The organism is Bacillus toyonensis BCT-7112 (assembly GCF_000496285.1).
Classification (GTDB): domain Bacteria; phylum Bacillota; class Bacilli; order Bacillales; family Bacillaceae_G; genus Bacillus_A; species Bacillus_A toyonensis.
Window position 1 is genome coordinate 3,884,064 of sequence record NC_022781.1, and the last position, 13,834, is coordinate 3,897,897.

At 35.3% G+C, this 13,834-nt stretch carries 13 protein-coding genes and 1 pseudogene; 12 read left to right on the forward strand and 2 right to left on the reverse strand.

Going from position 1 to position 13,834, the window contains the following annotated elements:
- Positions 1 to 16 precede the first annotated feature (16 nt).
- Positions 17 to 1,366 carry a TrkH family potassium uptake protein gene (locus BTOYO_RS19870; RefSeq protein ID WP_001204701.1) on the forward strand — a complete coding sequence of 450 codons (1,350 nt, stop codon included), beginning with the start codon at positions 17 to 19 and terminating at the stop codon, positions 1,364 to 1,366.
- Between the two features lie 39 nt (positions 1,367 to 1,405).
- Here BTOYO_RS19870 and BTOYO_RS19875 read toward each other — a convergent pair whose 3' ends face one another.
- Positions 1,406 to 1,789 carry a DUF3905 domain-containing protein gene (locus BTOYO_RS19875; RefSeq protein ID WP_023441185.1) on the reverse strand — a complete coding sequence of 128 codons (384 nt, stop codon included), beginning with the start codon at positions 1,787 to 1,789 and terminating at the stop codon, positions 1,406 to 1,408.
- A gap of 100 nt (positions 1,790 to 1,889) precedes the next feature.
- Here BTOYO_RS19875 and BTOYO_RS27775 point away from each other — a divergent pair, with 100 nt between their 5' ends.
- From BTOYO_RS27775 to cbpA, 11 genes and pseudogenes are all read left to right on the forward strand, one after another.
- Complete coding sequence (locus BTOYO_RS27775) at positions 1,890 to 2,042, forward strand: hypothetical protein (RefSeq protein ID WP_000240799.1); 153 nt, start codon at positions 1,890 to 1,892, stop codon at positions 2,040 to 2,042.
- 228 nt (positions 2,043 to 2,270) lie between these two features.
- Positions 2,271 to 3,347: a putative 2-aminoethylphosphonate ABC transporter substrate-binding protein gene (locus tag BTOYO_RS19885; RefSeq protein ID WP_000750904.1), complete on the forward strand. Its 1,077-nt coding sequence runs from the start codon at positions 2,271 to 2,273 to the stop codon at positions 3,345 to 3,347.
- Between the two features lie 19 nt (positions 3,348 to 3,366).
- Positions 3,367 to 4,368: a putative 2-aminoethylphosphonate ABC transporter ATP-binding protein gene (locus tag BTOYO_RS19890; protein ID WP_000006203.1), complete on the forward strand. Its 1,002-nt coding sequence runs from the start codon at positions 3,367 to 3,369 to the stop codon at positions 4,366 to 4,368.
- On the forward strand, positions 4,369 to 6,126 hold the full coding sequence (locus BTOYO_RS19895) for a putative 2-aminoethylphosphonate ABC transporter permease subunit (protein ID WP_000425534.1): 1,758 nt from the start codon (positions 4,369 to 4,371) through the stop codon (positions 6,124 to 6,126). It begins immediately after the preceding gene.
- A gap of 152 nt (positions 6,127 to 6,278) precedes the next feature.
- Entirely contained in the window at positions 6,279 to 7,073 is a 795-nt protein-coding gene (gene phnX / locus BTOYO_RS19900) for a phosphonoacetaldehyde hydrolase (RefSeq protein ID WP_000687390.1), read from the forward strand.
- A gap of 15 nt (positions 7,074 to 7,088) precedes the next feature.
- Positions 7,089 to 8,183 carry a 2-aminoethylphosphonate--pyruvate transaminase gene (gene phnW / locus BTOYO_RS19905; protein WP_001014015.1) on the forward strand — a complete coding sequence of 365 codons (1,095 nt, stop codon included), beginning with the start codon at positions 7,089 to 7,091 and terminating at the stop codon, positions 8,181 to 8,183.
- Positions 8,180 to 9,364, forward strand: coding sequence for a saccharopine dehydrogenase family protein (locus tag BTOYO_RS19910; protein WP_000862167.1), 1,185 nt, complete (start codon positions 8,180 to 8,182; stop codon positions 9,362 to 9,364). The genes phnW and BTOYO_RS19910 overlap by 4 nt, the downstream gene beginning before the upstream one ends.
- Before the next feature lie 40 nt (positions 9,365 to 9,404).
- A complete protein-coding gene (locus BTOYO_RS19915) occupies positions 9,405 to 10,187 on the forward strand; it encodes a DeoR/GlpR family DNA-binding transcription regulator (RefSeq protein WP_000117656.1) in 783 nt (260 codons plus the stop codon).
- Between the two features lie 357 nt (positions 10,188 to 10,544).
- A pseudogene (locus BTOYO_RS28045) lies at positions 10,545 to 10,871 on the forward strand (NEAT domain-containing leucine-rich repeat protein); the annotation flags it as partial.
- A gap of 231 nt (positions 10,872 to 11,102) precedes the next feature.
- Positions 11,103 to 11,732 (forward strand): class II aldolase/adducin family protein, encoded by a 630-nt coding sequence (locus BTOYO_RS19930; RefSeq protein ID WP_000895994.1) that lies wholly within the window; start codon positions 11,103 to 11,105, stop codon positions 11,730 to 11,732.
- A 126-nt stretch (positions 11,733 to 11,858) separates the two neighbouring features.
- Positions 11,859 to 12,482 carry a cyclic di-AMP binding protein CbpA gene (cbpA, locus tag BTOYO_RS19935; protein ID WP_001264227.1) on the forward strand — a complete coding sequence of 208 codons (624 nt, stop codon included), beginning with the start codon at positions 11,859 to 11,861 and terminating at the stop codon, positions 12,480 to 12,482.
- Between the two features lie 163 nt (positions 12,483 to 12,645).
- Here the strand turns inward: cbpA and BTOYO_RS19940 are convergent, their stop codons facing one another.
- On the reverse strand, positions 12,646 to 13,416 hold the full coding sequence (locus BTOYO_RS19940; protein WP_001234118.1) for a divergent polysaccharide deacetylase family protein: 771 nt from the start codon (positions 13,414 to 13,416) through the stop codon (positions 12,646 to 12,648).
- Positions 13,417 to 13,834: the final 418 nt, after the last annotated feature.

Here is a 13,834-nt window from a genome sequence, read left to right on the forward strand (position 1 = left end):
GTAGCGAAGTGATGGAATGAGAGATATAAAAAAGTTTTTACAAAAATTACGCCCCGTACAACTTATTGTTTTGTTTTATTTATTAGCAGTAGTCGTATCGGTAATATTACTTAGTTTACCATTTGTTACGAAGGATGGTGTGAAATGGACATTTATCGATGCCCTATTTACATCTGTTAGTGCGGTAAGTGTTACAGGACTTTCAGTTGTTACGATTTCAGATACGTTTACAACAGCAGGAATTATTGTATTAGCTCTAATTTTACAATTAGGCGGATTAGGCATCATGGCACTTGGCACATTCGTTTGGATTATAACGGGTAAAAAGATTGGTTTGCAGCGAAGAAGATTAATTATGGCAGACCATAATCAAGGAAATTTATCGGGTCTTGTAGAATTAATGCGTTCTATTTTAATTGTAATTATTTCGATAGAAATCATTGGAGCCATCCTGTTAGGTACAAGATTTTTACTGTACTTTCCGACTTGGCAAGAAGCTTATTTTCACGGTTTCTTTGCCGCTGTTAGTGCAACGACGAACGGTGGATTCGATTTAACAGGACAATCGCTAATCCCGTACAAAAAAGATTATATCGTTCAAATGATTCATATGTTACTCATTATTTTAGGGGCGATTGGCTTCCCTGTGTTAATGGAAGTGAAGCAATTTCTTAGTAAGAAGAGAGAACAACTTTTTCGTTTTTCGTTATTTACAAAATTGACGACAACAACATTTTTTGCACTTGTTGTTGTTGGAACCATCATGATTTTTTTACTAGAACGAAATCATTTTTTAGTAGGAAAGTCATGGCATGAAACTGTTTTCTATACGTTATTCCAATCTGTGACGACGCGAAGCGGTGGACTCGCTACAATGGATATACGTGAATTGTCACAACCAACGCTTTTATTTATGAGTATATTAATGTTTATTGGAGCATCTCCAAGTTCGGTTGGGGGCGGGATACGTACGACAACATTTGCGGTTAGTATATTATCGTTATATACATTTGCAAGGGGCGGTAGAACGGTTCGAGTCTTTAAACGACAGCTACATGAAGAGGATGTATTAAAAGCATCTGTCGTTATGACGATGGGGATATTATTATGTGCCACGGCACTATTTATTTTATCCATTACGGAAAATGTACCGCTTATGAGCTTGATCGTTGAAGTTTGTTCTGCTTTCGGGACGACAGGTTTATCGACAGGTATTACGCCAGATTTAACAACTGTGGGTAAACTTGTACTTATTGTACTTATGTTTATCGGACGCGTCGGTATTTTAACATTTATATTAGCTAGTGGTGGAAGAGAACAACCACCTCGCTATAAATATCCGAAAGAAAGAATTATTATTGGATAGTATGAAACCATTCTACCTGCGTTAGGTAGAATGGTTTTTTTAATCGTTAATTCCGAATTGGGGATGCATAAAAGCGTCGTTTTTATTATCAACTTCTTTTTTAAGTAATTCTTGATTTTCTTCTGCAATCCACCCGATATCATTTGTAGGATGGATCCATTCATCCCCAGCCATAATGGCAGGGTTTACCTCATCACTCCAATTGTTTAAGGGGCTGTTCTCGGAATTGTATTTACTGTCTCCAATTACAACATCATATTGATTTACAAAAGGTTGTTGCATCTTTTTTCCTGTTCCTTTAAAAGAAGGGAAGTTCATTTGATGAGGGAGCGTCTCGTCTAAAATTGGCGATTGGATTGTTTCTTTCTCTTTCAAAGTAATCGCTCCTTTTTGTAAAGGTTTGTTCGTATGTAGTATTTCCATCTATAAGCTCTTATGTACTTGTTAACACTTGCCAGTAATAGTTATTTCAGATTGCTCCAAACTAGAGTAGAAAGTAATTTCTTGAGAGCAGGTGAACGTATTGGTAAAAAGAAAAGTGAAACAAAATGCAGCAATTAACAATAATAAAACTCCGAAAGAAAGCTTACCAGATGCAGAATTTGCATTAGAGTATGAAGGAGAAAACAGTGCAAAGTATGCAAATCGAAATTCAAAAAAAGGTAAACAAAAATGAGGCGTTTTTTACAAACGCCTCGTTTTTTTGTGGGATTATAAAGGTTTTTTTAATTATTTGTAAATTTAATATTTTATATTAGCAGAAAAATGTGAAAAAACATAGAAGTAGCAACGTATTACACAAAAACAAACAACAAACAAAAGATTAATGTTGGTTTAATACTGCTTTTACACTAATTGTTTATATTTGAGTTGTACATAAGATTTGTAAAAGGAGAGAGAGACAGTGAAAAAAACAATCTTTAAAGCTGTAGCAACTGGAATGGTATTTTCGTTATTAATGGGGTGTGGTGCAAAGAAAGAAGAAAGTGCTGGAGCAAAAGTGAAAGATGATAAATTATCTGGATCGTTAACTGTTTATACAGCGATTGAAGAAGAGCTTGTACCGATTTATCTTGATTCTTTCAAAAAGAAATACCCGGATGTGAAGTTGAACATTGTTCGTGATTCAACAGGAGTTATTACAGCGAAATTGCTAGCTGAAGGAAAAAATACACAAGCAGATGTTGTGTGGGGAACTGCGGCGTCTAGTCTATTAGCTTTAGAGAAAAAAGATATGTTAAAAGAATACTCTCCAAAAGGAGCGGATCGTGTCCTTCCGCAATTTAAAGATGATAAGAAACCTGAAAAATGGGTAGGTAATACTGCGTTTATGACGGGGATTGCTGTAAATAAAGAAGAATTAAAGAAGAAAAATTTACCGATGCCAGAATCATATGAAGATTTAACGAAACCAGAATATAAAGGAACACTTGTTATGCCACATCCAGCTTCTTCTGGAACAGGATTTTTAACAGTTTCTGCATGGTTGCAAATTATGGGTGAAGATAAGGGCTGGGATTACATGAAAAAACTTCATGATAATATGGCATCTTATACGCATTCCGGTTCAAAACCAGCGAAATTAGCAGGTGCAGGTGAATATCCAGTTGGTGTGTCAATGGTTTATAGCGCTTTAAAAGAGAAACAAAAAGGTGCACCAGTTGAAGTTGTACTGCCGAAAGAAGGACTAGGCTGGGAAGTAGAAGCGAATGCACTTATTAAGAAAGATAATGCGAAAAATGATAAATTAGCACAAGCGTTTTTAGACTGGGCAATTACAGATGATGTAATGAAGTTATACTTCGAGAAAAATGGATTTGCGACAATTAAAAATAACTATAAACTTCCAGATGGATTCCCGAAAGATGTGACAGAAAAGTTATACAAAAAGAATGACTTTAAATGGGCAGCAGAAAATCGCGACAAAATTTTAGAGCGTTGGGAAAAAGAGTTTGGTCAAAAAGCAGAACCGAAAAAGTAAGTGAGTGGGAGAGAGAAAAATGAGCGAATATTTATCAATTCAACACATTCAAAAACAGTTTGATACATTTACAGCGTTAAAAGATATTTCTTTTACAGTGAAAAAAAATGAGTTTGTTTGTTTATTAGGCCCGAGTGGTTGTGGGAAAACGACGTTGCTTCGCATTTTAGCAGGGTTAGAAGAAGCGACAACAGGTAGTATAGCTGTGAATGGAAAAGATATTACAGCATTGCCGCCTGGTAAGCGGAACTTCGGAATGGTTTTTCAATCGTATGCATTATTTCCGAATTTAACGGCGCTTGAAAACATTGAATACGGCTTAAAGACAAAAAAATATGAAAAAGCAGAAGTAAAAGAGAAAGCGCTATTGGCGTTAGAACTTGTTGACTTACTGAATGTAAAAGATAAATATCCTGCTCAAATATCTGGTGGACAACAGCAGCGAGTAGCACTTGCACGTGCGCTCGCTCTGTCTCCCGATATTTTGTTACTAGATGAGCCGTTATCTGCTTTAGATGCAAAAGTGCGTGAAAAGTTGCGTAGAGAAATGCGTGATTTGCAAGAAAAAGTCGGAGTAACAACTATTATGGTAACGCATGATCAAGAAGAGGCATTAACGATGGCTGATAAAATTGTTGTAATGAATCATGCGGAAATTATGCAGATTGGAACACCAGAGGAGATTTACCAAAGACCAGCCAATCCGTTTGTGGCAGATTTTATTGGTTCTATTAATTTCTTTTCGAAAAATAATGAAGAACACGCAATTCGTCCTGAACATGTAACAGTTGTGCACAATAATGGTATGAAAACTGTTGTAGAAAGCATGGAATTCCGGGGGGCTGTATACCGGACGGAAGTGCGGGTCATAGAAGAGAAAACACACCTTTATAACGAGAAAATCGTAGTGGATATATTGGCATCAGAAGTAGAAGCAACTTCTATTAGGAAAGGAAAGCAAATTCAAATCTCTTTCTCAGAAAATCATATGTTGTCATATGGAAAGAAGGTCATTGTATAGATGGAGATGTTAGAAAATTATCAGGTAGAAAATACGAAAAAAAAGATTAAGAGACGTATCGGTAAAGAAGAGTGGATACAGAGACTAGTAATTATCGGTATGCTTCTTTCATTTCTTATCATACTTGTATTGCCTTTATTACAATTGTTTACACAAGCCTTTTACGATAAAGATGGAGCTTTCATTGGTGTTGCGAATTTCAGTAAATATTTCACAACATCAACTTTAGTTCAATCATTACAAAATACGATATGGATTTCGGGCGCGACAACAATTATTTCCGTTACACTCGCTTTCATTTACGCATATGCGATCGCTCGTACGAATGTTTTTGGAAAGCGCATATTTCAGTACGTAGCGTTATTACCATTATTCGCGCCAACGATGATGCACGGTATAGCACTTACATATTTATTTGGTAATCAAGGGCTAATAACGAAAGGAATGTTTGGTTTATTTGAAGGTATACAAATCCCTTTATATGGACCGGTAGGAATTGTAATGGCTGAAGTTATGTATACATTTCCGCAAGCATTCCTTATTTTATTAATTGCTCTTCAAGGATCTGACTATCGTTTATATGAAGCTTCTAATATGTTAGGAGCGAGTAAAACAAAGCAGTTTCTTACTGTTACTTTACCTAGTGTAAAGTACGGATTAATTAGTGCAATGTTCGTTGTATTTACACTTAGTTTCACTGATTTTGGGGCGCCAAAAATTGTAGGAGGACAATATAATGTGCTTGCTACTGACGTATATAAACAAGTAATTGGACAGCAAAATATGCCAATGGGGGCAACTGTCGGAATGATTTTATTAATCCCAGCTATCTTTGCTTTTGCAGTTGATCGTATTACGCAAAGAAAACAGGCGAATTTTTTATCTTCAAAAGCAGTACCTTACAGAATAATAAATAATAAGAAAAGAGATGTTATTTCGTTCGTATATTGTAGCGTAATAACGCTTATGATTATTCTTTTATTCGTTGCAGTTGGTATTGCTGCAAGTGTAAAAGTATGGCCGTATAATATGAGTTTTACATTTGAGCATTTTAATTTTTCAAGTTTAACGGGAGATGGACTTGAAGCGTTTAAAAATAGTGTAATTGTTTCAGCGGTTACAGCGGTTATTGGGGCAATTTTAACATTTGTGTTCGCGTATGTAATTGAGAAAATAGACCAGCTACAATTTTTCCGAAAAACAGGTTACTTTTTCTCTATCGTACCTTTAGCAATACCAGGTTTAGTACTTGGGTTAGGCTACGTTTTCTTCTTTAGTCAACCAACAATACAAATATTTGGACTTTCCGTAACGAACCCGTTTCATTCTCTATACGGAACAATTGCTGTGTTAGTACTAGTTAATATCATTCATTTTTATTCTGTAACATTTGTTACGGCAACGACAGCTTTAAAGAAATTAGATCGAGAGTTTGAACTAGTTTCACAGTCGATGGGGATCCCGTTTTATAAAACATTCTTTCGAGTTACGGTACCGATGTGTCTACCAGCCATTTTAGAAATGGTAATGTACTATTTCGTAAATTCCATGGTGACTGTCTCGGCAGTTGTATTCCTATACGCAGCTGATTTTAAACTAGCTGCTGTGTCAATTGTAAATATGGATGATGCAGGAAATGTGGCACCAGCAGCTGCGATGAGTGTACTTGTTGTTGTTACTAATATTGTAGTAAGAGTTGTATATGAATGGGGAACGAAAGCACTTCGTAACCGAACGTCAAAATGGCAACAAAGATAAAGTGAAACTTTAATCAGTGGGGGCATCCCCCGCTGATTAATAGTTGAACCAATCGGACTTTTAAGGCAGCATGATTCCCGCCTAACTTCTTTACGAGGGGGAGTCTTACTGCCTGGCGAACAGCGAGATAAATAAGAAGGGTGATGGATAGAATGAAAATAGAAGCAGTTATTTTTGATTGGGCAGGTACGACAGTTGATTACGGATGTTTTGCACCACTGGAAGTATTCATGAAAATTTTTCATAAACGTGGTGTTGAAGTTACAGCAGAAGAAGCACGTAAGCCAATGGGATTATTAAAAATAGATCATGTAAGAGCACTAACAGAAATGCCTCGTATTGCGAATGAGTGGAAGCGTGTTTTCGGACAATTACCAACAGAAGCAGACATTCATGAGATGTATAAAGAATTTGAAGAAATTCTCTTTGCTATTCTGCCAAACTATGCCACGCCAATTGATGGGATAAGAGAAGTGATGGCTTCATTACGTAAAAGAGGCATTAAAATTGGCTCAACAACTGGCTATACGAGAGAAATGATGGATATTGTTGCAAAAGAAGCAAAATTACAAGGGTATAAACCTGATTTTCTTGTGACGCCAGATGATGTTCCAGCAGGTCGTCCGTACCCGTGGATGTGCTATAAAAATGCGATGGAACTTGGTGTGTATCCGATGAATCATATGATAAAAGTGGGAGACACGGTGTCAGATATGAACGAGGGCAGAAATGCTGGGATGTGGACTGTTGGCGTAATTCTCGGTAGTAGCGAGCTCGGCTTAAGCGAGTGGGAAGTTGAAACTATGGATCCGGTAGAACTTCATGAAAAGATGGAAGTAGTTCGTAATCGTTTCGTTGAAAACGGAGCTCATTTTACGATTGAAACGATGCAAGAACTCGAGAACGTAATTGAACATATCGAGAAACAAGAACTTATTATTTCATAAAAGGGGCAAAGGATCATGAATGGAAATCACTACTTATTATTAACGCCAGGACCATTGACGACAACAAAAACGGTAAAAGAAGTTATGCTATACGATTGGTGTACATGGGATGTTGAATATAACACAATGGTGCAAGATGTAAGAGCTAAACTTGTATCGTTAGCAACGAAAGAAGAAGAGAAATATACAACGGTTTTAATGCAAGGAAGCGGTACGTTTTCAGTTGAAGCAGTGATTGGTTCTGTCGTTCCTAAAAATGGAAAGCTTCTTGTTTGTACAAATGGTGCATACGGTAAGAGGATTGTGCAAATGGCAGAGATGTTACATATAAATGTGGTCGTGAGTCAAACAGAAGAGTGGGAACCTACTAATATTGCAGAAGTAGAAAAGTTATTGCAAGAAGATAAAGAGATTACTCATATTGCAGTAGTTCATTGTGAAACAACTACAGGTATTATTAATCCAATTGTAGATGTATGTAAATTAGGAAAGCGATACGAGAAGGTTACAATTGTTGATGCAATGAGTAGTTTCGGCGGGATTGAAATAGACATTGCTGATTTGCAAATTGATTTTTTAATTAGTAGTGCGAATAAATGTATTCAAGGTGTTCCTGGATTTGGTTTTGTTATCGCAAATCGTGAGGAATTACTAAAGTGTAAAGGGCAAGCACGCTCTTTATCTCTTGATTTATATGATCAATGGGAAACGATGGAAGAGCAAAATGGGAAATGGCGTTTTACTTCACCTACGCATGTTGTACACGCTTTTTATCAAGCCTTGCTTGAACTAGAAAAAGAGGGCGGAGTAAGAGCACGTTGCAATCGATATTATAACAATCAAAAATTATTGGTCAACAGAATGAAAGAAATTGGATTTAAGTCATTAGTAGATGAAAAATATCAATCTCCTATTATTACATCGTTTATTTACCCAGAGGGATTTGAATTTCAGGAGTTATATAACGAGTTAAAGAAGTATGGATTTGTAATTTATCCAGGGAAAATTTCGAAAGTAGATACGTTCCGTATTGGAAATATCGGTGATGTACATGAGGAAGATATAAATCGTTTAGTTGATAGTATCGCCAAAGGAGTTGTTATAGGTTGAAAGTATTTTGCTTAGGTGGAGCAGGTAAAATTTGTCGTGAAGCGATTTTGGATTTAGTTCAATTTTCATCTTTTGAGACGATTACAGTAGCCGATTTTAACGAAGAAGAAGGTCGTAAAGTAGTAGAATGGCTCAACGATCCTCGTGTTGATTTTGTGAAAGTCGATGTGACAAATCATGAGGATACAGTTGCAAAAATGAAAGGCTATGACATTGTAATGGATGGTACGACGATAAAGTTAAATGGATTGTCTACTCGTTGTATTGCGGAAGCTGGGTGTCACGGTGTGAATTTGAATGGATTTGGTGAAGAAAATGAATCACATGCTATATTTGTTCAAAATGAAAAAACATGTTTACCCGGATTTGGTATGACACCAGGTGTAACGCAAATGATGGCCATGCATGCAGCAAATCAGCTAGATACTGTAGAGTATGTTCGTGTAAGTCACGGTTCGTATCGTCCAATTGCTTTTTCTGCATCAATTACAGAAACAACGACATATGAATATGATCCAAATTTACCATCGCGTACAGTATATGAAGATGGTAAGTTTAAGCAAGTACCTCCTTTTGCGCGACCAAGAGAAATTGAATTGCCAGCGCCTTATGGTAAAACAATGCAGTATATCATTCCGCATTCTGAAACGATTACGTTAGCAAAGGCACTAGAAAATAAAGGTGTCAAACTGATAGAGACGAGAGGAACTTGGCCAAAGAAAAATATGCAGCTCGTACGTGCTTTATATGATTACGGCATATTGCGTAATGATCAAATTGAAATAAACGGGAAAGAAATTGGCATTATGGATTGTATTTCGCAGTATTTATTACAATCGAAAGAAGGTCAAGAGACGGAAGTATACGGTTATGCACTTCATGTAGAAGTAGTAGGTATGAAAAATAATGAGAAACAGAGACATGTATTATATCATACACATCCGTTATCTGATGGATCTATTGTAGGATGGGAAAATTTAAGAGCTTATACGAGAAACGTCGGTATTCCATTTGGAATTGCTACCGAGTTAATTGCAAATGGGAATGTAAATAAAATGGGTGTTGTTACGCCTGAAGAAGCTTTCGAAAATCCACAACTTGTTTTTGATGAACTAGAAAAGCGCGGCATTTATATTCATGAAGAGGTTTCTACTTACAAAGAAAATTATAATTTTGTATAAGCAAGGAACTTTATGAGGTAGATACAAATGGGGTGAAGCTATGTCTGTAGTAGGAGAAGAAAGAAAGCGGACTATTCTTGAAAAAGTAGAGTTTAAAGGAAAAGTAAAGGTTTCAGAATTAGCGAGAGAATTCGCTGTATCAACAGAAACAATTCGTCGATATTTAGAAGAGTTAGATCGTGAAAAAAAGTTGAAGAAAGTGTATGGTGGAGCTGTTCAACTTCCAGGTGCCGGGATAGAGGCGCCGATGTTAGAAAGAGAAATGCTACATATAGAAGAGAAGAAAAGAATTGGTTATAAAGCAGCAACATTTGTAGAAGATGGTGATGTCATTGCAATTGATGACGGAAGTACACCACTTCAGATGGTTCCATATCTTGTTCATCGAAAAAATTTAACGATTGTTACGAGTTCTTTTCCAGTAGCGACACAATTAATCTCTTCTATTAATAAAAAGATGTTTCACGGTGAAGTTTTATTTATTGGTGGAAAAGTATCCCCAAAGCATTCGCGTGTATCAGGATCTATTTCTCAGCAAGTGATTCATCAATTTCATTTTCATAAAGCGTTTGTTTCGATTGATGGGTTATTACCTAGTTTTGGCGTTTCCAGTTTTGAATTAGAAAAAGCAAAACTGTCGGAAGCGATGATGAAATTAGCTGAGAAAACATATATTTTATGCGACCATACAAAAGTAGGCGTAAAAGGGAATTATAGAATAGCAGGATTTTCTCGTATTCAACATGTTATTTGTGATAAGAAAATGCCATATAGTTTTGAAGAAGAAGTTAAGAAGCATAATATTCAATGGACAGTGTGTTAAATAAAGTGAAAGCAGTAATGAAATAAAAGGTTTGCATTCATGCAAAAAGTGGACACATTTTCTCATTTCCTTCATATAATTTACCAATATAAAAAAAGTTGGCTGAAGGAAAGAAGGGGGAATATGTCAGAACGCATATATAATAAACTTGTATTGTATGCAAATATTTTACAAAAAATTGGTTTTATTAATGAGAAAGAAAAAAGTGAAATTCTTCATACGATAGGTAAAAAATCCCTTTGAATAAAGGGATTTTTATTGTGTATCGCTAGAAACATATTTTACATGTAATATTACAGTTATCAATATAAGGGAATTTTATTTTGAAAAAATTATATTAAGGCGCTAGTAGTAGCGACATTAGGCGACAAAGAAACAGAGAAAGCAGATGATAACTCTAATTCATGCCATACGGAAACAAAGAATCAAGTGGATAGCCAAAATATGATAACAGATAAATAATTAAGAGAATTTGTTAATAAAAAAGTATGTAATAGAAAAGATTTAAATACACCAATTACGAAAGAAGAGTTATTGCAAGTAAAGGACTTGTTTTTAAATACGAATGAGATTATTGATTATCGTGCATTGAAATATATGCCGCATTTTAAATTTTTAACAGTTGCGAATGCGAAGATAAAAGATCCGTCATTCTTTACGAACTTAAAGCAAATGAGAAAAATACGTTATTCTTTCATTAGAAGAATAACGTATTTTTTATTGTAAAATGAAGTAGGACATGGACGGCGGGATTGGTATGTGAGTAGCCTATTTTTACGAGGAGCGTTGAAATCATATTGACAAAAAAGCATTCTCATGTGATAATTCAATTAAATTTTTAGAATAATCAAAAAATATTCCTTTTACATAGAAAGGATTCGAACATTATATAAATATTACGACGGGGGTGACGAAATGTTATTTTTTCTGAAGAAATGGAATGAATTAAAAGATGTGAAATCTGAATTGGCACTTCGTGATTGGTTTTATGGTACAAAAATTAGTTTATCGTTATGTACGTCAAAAGAGCCATTAACATTTTTAGTGAATGTCGAGGGAAGAGATAAAGGATTGTTTTCAGAAGAGGATTTTATTGTTGTCAATTGCATGTGTGAGCCAGTGTTTGAAAACGAGGAAAAACCAGCGGCAGAGTCATTTATGCATGCGGATATTTATAAAAAAAGCAGTGCGGAATGTATTTTACAAGTACAGACTGTAGATAGCCATTTAATATCAGAGTTATACGGAGAAGAAAGAGAAGTAACATTCGATAAACGTAGCGTGGAACGTGTTTTTGGAAAAGAAGGTATAACAGAAATGACAATTCCAATTGTAGAAGATGAAAAGAAATTTGCTGATTTGTTAGAAAGTAATGTTCCGAATTTTATTGAAGGTGGAGGAGTAGTTCTCGTTCATAATTACGGCATGATTGTGTGGGGGAAAACGCCAGAAGAAGCGAAAAAATGGCTAGAGGGTATAGAATATTTAATGAACTATCATGTAAAGTTGTTAATGATAAAAGGTGCGAAGAGCTCTGTTATATAAAAATGTTTGCGATGTTGTTACAATTCCATAAATAAATGAAAGCGTTTTAAAAATAATTTTACTCATAAAATATAGGTCTCCTTATTATATATAGATTACATGTTGACATGTAAGGAGGAACATATTTTGCGAGTTAAATATCATTTTCTGCCAAAACAGCAGGTGACTTATTGCAAGATAAATGATACTGGTGAAAAAGCATTACAAATTATGAATGAAACGGGATTTCGAGCAATCCCTGTATTAGCAGAAGATGAGAAGCTATTCATGGGGATTATTTATAAAGTAGATTTATTAGAAAAGAAGTGTAATAGCGGATTAGAGCATGTAAGTACAGGAGATATGTTAGAAAATTCCTCTGCATTTATTTTTGAAAAGGATTCTTTCTTCAGAGCGTTTTATGTGATTCGTCGTCTCCCATTTTTAGCGGTGCTAAATGATTATAATGAATTTGTTGGTATCTTAACACATTCCAATGTATTTGATGTTATTGAAGACTCATTCGGTATGCGGACGGGTGGTTATATATTAACAATTGCAACACAAGATTGTAAGGGAACGATTAAAGAGCTTGGGACATTGTTAAAAGCATATAATATCGGTGGGTTGTTTACGCTAGATAACGGTGATCAATATATTCGCCGTATTATCGTAAATATATCAGATGAGTTAGATGAAAAAAGATTAAAGAAATTAATCGAAAAAATAGAAAAAAAAGGATTCAGAGTGAGTCATGTAGATTATATTTAAGTGAAAAGGAAAGGTACCAATCTACTATATGTAGAGTGGTACCTTTTTTTCGTGTAAGTGATGAATTGTCTCCCACTATTTTTGTGAGCACCGCCGCCCGTAAACGCCCGATTGGTGAGGGCTAATAATTAGTGGTGAATGCCCCACTAATTAAAGTTTCACTTTATTTTGAAACAGCAGGTGGAGATAATGCTAAATCAGACAAAAAAATAAAGTCTGCATGCTCGCGAATTTTGGGAATAGAGGTTTCTATAACACGTGATGTAATTTCACCTGGAGGCCCAACGTGTCCGATAGCTACCATAATTGGTTTTTCTTGAATTTTTTTGATAAGTAATTGAGCTTGTTTTGAAATATGTCCTGCTGTATAAACATCATCAAAAAATAGTTGGTTTTCAATAATAGGCACCCCTAATTCTTTTCCGATTTGTGGGACGACACTATTAGGGTTTGTTTTGCTATCTAAATAAAATAAACCGTGTTTTTTACAAGCTGTAAGTATAAGACGTACAATTCTTTCGTCAGCTGTTACTTTTGATCCCATATGATTGTTCATTCCAATTGCATGCGGTACTTCTTTAATCGCTTGTTCGAGTCGGTTGTTTATTTCTTCATCGCTTAAATCAGTTGTAAGTGCTTTTGGTCCAAGCCATTCTTTTTTACCTTTAATAGGTTCCATTGGCATATGTATAATAACTTCATGGCCTTTTTTATGGGCAGCTATTGCATCTTCTTTTGTAGAAGGAAGGAAAGGCATAACAGCAACAGTCAGTGGAATGGGAAGTGATAACATTTTATCAGTTCCCTTCATATTATTTCCGAAGTCATCAATGACAATAGCTACTTTATTTGTATGGGCATTGGCTTGAATCGGAAACAAGAAGGATGATAAGAACATAGTAAAAATGAGCAATGCAATCGTATATTTGCGCATATAAATATTTCCTCTCTATTTTATCCCGCTATTTGCGGGCAGTAAGATTCCCACCTCAAAATTCGGCTGGAGCAAAGAAGTTAGGGGGAAGATCCACTGCTCGTAAACGCCCGATTGGTGAGTGCTAATAATCAGTGGGGATGAACAAAACCCCCCACTGATTAAAGTTTCACTTTATCAATCATCATTATGTTTTGCGTTTTTATATAAATTAAACAAAAAATGTCGAAGAAAAGTATATGGTAAATAGAGAAACCGCTATTTAATTGGTATTTGTAAAAAAAGAAGATGAAAAAAATGTCTATTATTGCGAATGTATTTACAAAGATAGAATAATTTGTAATAATTCTCAAAGTGAGGGTAAAGATTTGTAAATTACAGGGAGAAAATGTTTAATTTTCTGATTCTTCAAATTTGA

Bases quoted from the DNA above. Each gene is read 5' to 3' on its own strand.
- BTOYO_RS19930 (WP_000895994.1), top strand. From the start codon at position 11,103: ATGTTATTTTTTCTGAAGAAATGGAATGAATTAAAAGATGTGAAATCT.
- BTOYO_RS19890 (WP_000006203.1), top strand. From the start codon at position 3,367: ATGAGCGAATATTTATCAATTCAACACATTCAAAAACAGTTTGATACA.
- BTOYO_RS19895 (WP_000425534.1), top strand. From the start codon at position 4,369: ATGGAGATGTTAGAAAATTATCAGGTAGAAAATACGAAAAAAAAGATT.
- phnW (WP_001014015.1), top strand. From the start codon at position 7,089: ATGAATGGAAATCACTACTTATTATTAACGCCAGGACCATTGACGACA.
- BTOYO_RS19940 (WP_001234118.1), bottom strand. From the start codon at position 13,416: ATGCGCAAATATACGATTGCATTGCTCATTTTTACTATGTTCTTATCA.
- phnX (WP_000687390.1), top strand. From the start codon at position 6,279: ATGAAAATAGAAGCAGTTATTTTTGATTGGGCAGGTACGACAGTTGAT.
- BTOYO_RS19875 (WP_023441185.1), bottom strand. From the start codon at position 1,789: ATGGAAATACTACATACGAACAAACCTTTACAAAAAGGAGCGATTACT.
- BTOYO_RS19870 (WP_001204701.1), top strand. From the start codon at position 17: ATGAGAGATATAAAAAAGTTTTTACAAAAATTACGCCCCGTACAACTT.
- BTOYO_RS19915 (WP_000117656.1), top strand. From the start codon at position 9,405: ATGTCTGTAGTAGGAGAAGAAAGAAAGCGGACTATTCTTGAAAAAGTA.